This is a genomic window from Bacteroides sp., from assembly GCF_028690125.1.
GTDB lineage: Bacteria > Bacteroidota > Bacteroidia > Bacteroidales > Bacteroidaceae > Bacteroides.
Window position 1 is genome coordinate 1 of sequence record NZ_JAQVBV010000126.1, and the last position, 3,477, is coordinate 3,477.

The window sequence follows — 3,477 nt, forward strand, 5'->3', positions numbered from 1 at the left end:
TTTGTTATGAGTTATATCCCCGCTAGAAAGGTAGGTGCGTAATGTTACAAAATTTTAATGTGTTTGGTGAATACGAAATACCAAACGTGTCGGTTTGTTATCCAAATAGAAAAAAAATAGGCGATTTGGGAAGGATTACGGACTTATCATTAGACCTAAAATTTAATACATATTCCGAAATTACAATAAAAGTACCATATATGGTAGATGGGGTAATCACTCCACACTACGACAAGTTAGTTCAAAAAAATAAAATACATATTGACGGTTATGGATATTTTATAATTCAAGATATATCAGAAGATAATGATGGTGTAAATAGAATCAAAACAATACCAGCATATTCCGAAGAATATTCTTTTAATTATAGGTCTATAAATTTTTTAGAAGGAACTTATAAATTCTACGACACAAGCCCAAGCGTTACCACGATTATGTCTACTATTATGGAATATATCCCAAACTGGACGCTCGGGTCTGTTTCTCAATCACTCTGGACAAAATATAGAACATTCAATACGACAAACGATACGCTATACTCTTTTATGGTTAGCACCGTTTCAAAAGCGTGCGAATGTTTTTTTGTTTTTGACACCGAAAATAGGGTTTTGTATGTTAAAGATACGACGGACATTGTTAATCCAACGCCAATTCATCTGTCGCATGAGAATCTAATAAAAGATTCTAAAATAAACGAAAAGTCAGACGAGTTTGTCACTGCGCTTGCTGTAACTGGCGGGGGTGGATTAGACATCCGAACTGTGAATCCGCTAGGGACAGATTTCATATACGATTTTTCTTACATTATATCTTCTGGACAAATGAGCGAAGATTTGTCGGATGCAGTTGAATTGTGGTCTGATAAGATTGATGCATTACAACCAGCATATGCATCTGCTTTGGCAGAGTACAAAACACTAAACGAAACGATGCTTTTACTTGATGCGCAACTTACAAGTTTAGACGCACAAATTACGGCCAAAGAAACCGTAATGCAAACTAGAATTGAAGCTGGACAAACTGATTTATCAGATTTGGCAGCAGATATAGCAATAATTCAAGCGAGTAAATCTGCCGTAGAATCAGACATAACAGACACACAGGCCGATATAGATGCAAAATATGCCGAATTAACTGGAATTAGTGCCGAGTTATCTTTTGAAAATAACTTTACAACCGAACAATATAACGAACTTTTAGATTATATAATTGAAAGTTCTTATCAAAATGAAAATATTATAAAAACTTCTGTAATGACAAACGTCGAAATACAGAATCAGGCGCAAAGTTTGTACGACCAAGGCGTAAGTGTTTTGGCTAAGATTTCACAACCAAGATTTGAATTTTCAATAAACAGCATTAACTTTGTATTTTTAAAAGAATACTTATCTGTCACAAATTTATTAACACTTGGAAGCACTGTGAATGTCGAAATTGACGATTCAACAAGTGTAACACCAATTCTATTAAACATAAAATTTAACTTTTATAACCCTACTGATTTTACACTAACCTTTGGCAACAGATATAGGCTTGATAGTTCAGTTTATAGTTTTGCAGATTTGCTAGAAGAAACATTAAAAAAAGGTAGTAATATAGGCGTAGATTCCCCAACGTGGAATGACTGGGCTACGCATTACCAAGAAGATGTGTCGAATTTTGTTTCTAACTCACTAGACGCCTCTAAGAATAGATTGATTAATTCTACAAACCAAGAAGTTATTATTGACGAAGTTGGGCTTCGTGGAAAGCAGCGTTTGGAAAATGGCTCTTATTCTCCTGAACAAGTTTGGTTAACAAAAAACACTCTTGCTTTTACAGATGATGGGTGGAACACAGTAAAGACCGCACTTGGGAAGGTGGATTTAGGAAACGGGACAACCGCTTACGGTTTGATAGCTGATGCTATAGTAACTGGTGTGTTGTATACAGAACTTGTTAGAATTTTCGGTACAAACGATTTTTATTGGGACAACGATGCCATTGTACTACATTATCCATCCGATGAAAACAAAGAAATACGAATTGGTAAATACGATGGTATTAATTACGGAATAGGGTTTACAACTGATGGAGGCTCAACTTGGCTAAGTGCAATAGGATTCGATGGTGTTGTTCTACAAGCTGGGCAATCCGGTGCTCATACTTACTTCCAAAGTTATTTAACACCACCAAATGAGACCTCTTTGCAAGTTGGAGATTTATGGATACAAACAGATCAAAATAATAAAATGTATAGATGGAGTGGATCTATTTGGGAAAGTGTGCAAGACACCCATAACGACCAAGCAATTATTTATTTAACAGAAAATAAGACAACCATCTTTTACCAAGATGCTCAGCCTACGGCTACCGCCACGGGGGATGTATGGTATGATACAAACGCAGATCCCGTTGTGATCTACCGTTGGAATGGCTCTTCTTGGGTCGATATAACAACTGCGGCGCTGAGTCAAGCACTGTCAGATGCAGCGGATGCGCAATCCACGGCTGACGGTAAAATTGTAACCTATGCGCAGAGTAGCGCACCAACGGGGGGAGCCTATGTGGTTGGCGACCTTTGGATTGACACTGATGATGATAATAAGCTCTATCGCTACAGCGGGTCTGCTTGGGTGGCCTATCAGGCTAACGCTACAGCACTCTCAACACTAACGACATCTGTGTCAGGAAAGACAACCATCTTTTACCAAGATGCTCAGCCTACGGCTACCGCCACGGGGGATGTATGGTATGATACAAACGCAGATCCCGTTGTGATCTACCGTTGGAATGGCTCTTCTTGGGTCGATATAACAACTGCGGCGCTGAGTCAAGCACTGTCAGATGCAGCGGATGCGCAATCCACGGCTGACGGTAAAATTGTAACCTATGCGCAGAGTAGCGCACCAACGGCAGTATCGATTGGTGATTTATGGATAGAAACGGATAATAACAATGCATTACATAGGTGGAACGGATATACGTGGGTGTCTACAATAGACACACATTTAGATTCTACTGTTTCAAGTAACACGTCCGCAATTGAAACAAACACAGAAGAAATCGCGCTAAGAGTTGAATCAACAACATATTATAAGGCTGTTCCAATTTATTCAGAAAGCGCGCCAAATCTCACTTGGACAGAACAAGAAAAAATAGATAACATAGGATTTTTATGGTATCAAATAAGCACAGAAGTTACTTGGAAATGGAACGGGCTAGCGTGGATTAACACAACCTCTATAAATAGTGATACTGACCCATCATTAGCATGGTCTTCTGCTGAAAAATTAGCGAATATTGGATATTTATGGGGAGACACAAACGGACAAAGTATTGTTGATTATGAGCTTACGCTACCTGCCACAGCAACAATACAATCTGCGATTAATTATATTTTGATATGTTCGGACAACACCAAAATAATTAATACCGCGTATGAGACTGTATCTGGATACTATCGAACTGGTGATGTTGTTTATTGCGAATCTGTTA

Annotated in this window: 1 protein-coding gene; it reads left to right on the plus strand. The window is 38.3% G+C overall.

Features of this window, described 5'->3' with window-relative positions; genetic code table 11:
• Positions 1-41 precede the first annotated feature (41 nt).
• Positions 42-3,477, plus strand: a 3,436-nt coding sequence (locus PHO71_RS25765) for a hypothetical protein (RefSeq protein WP_300209042.1), incomplete at its 3' end; no start/stop codon positions are given.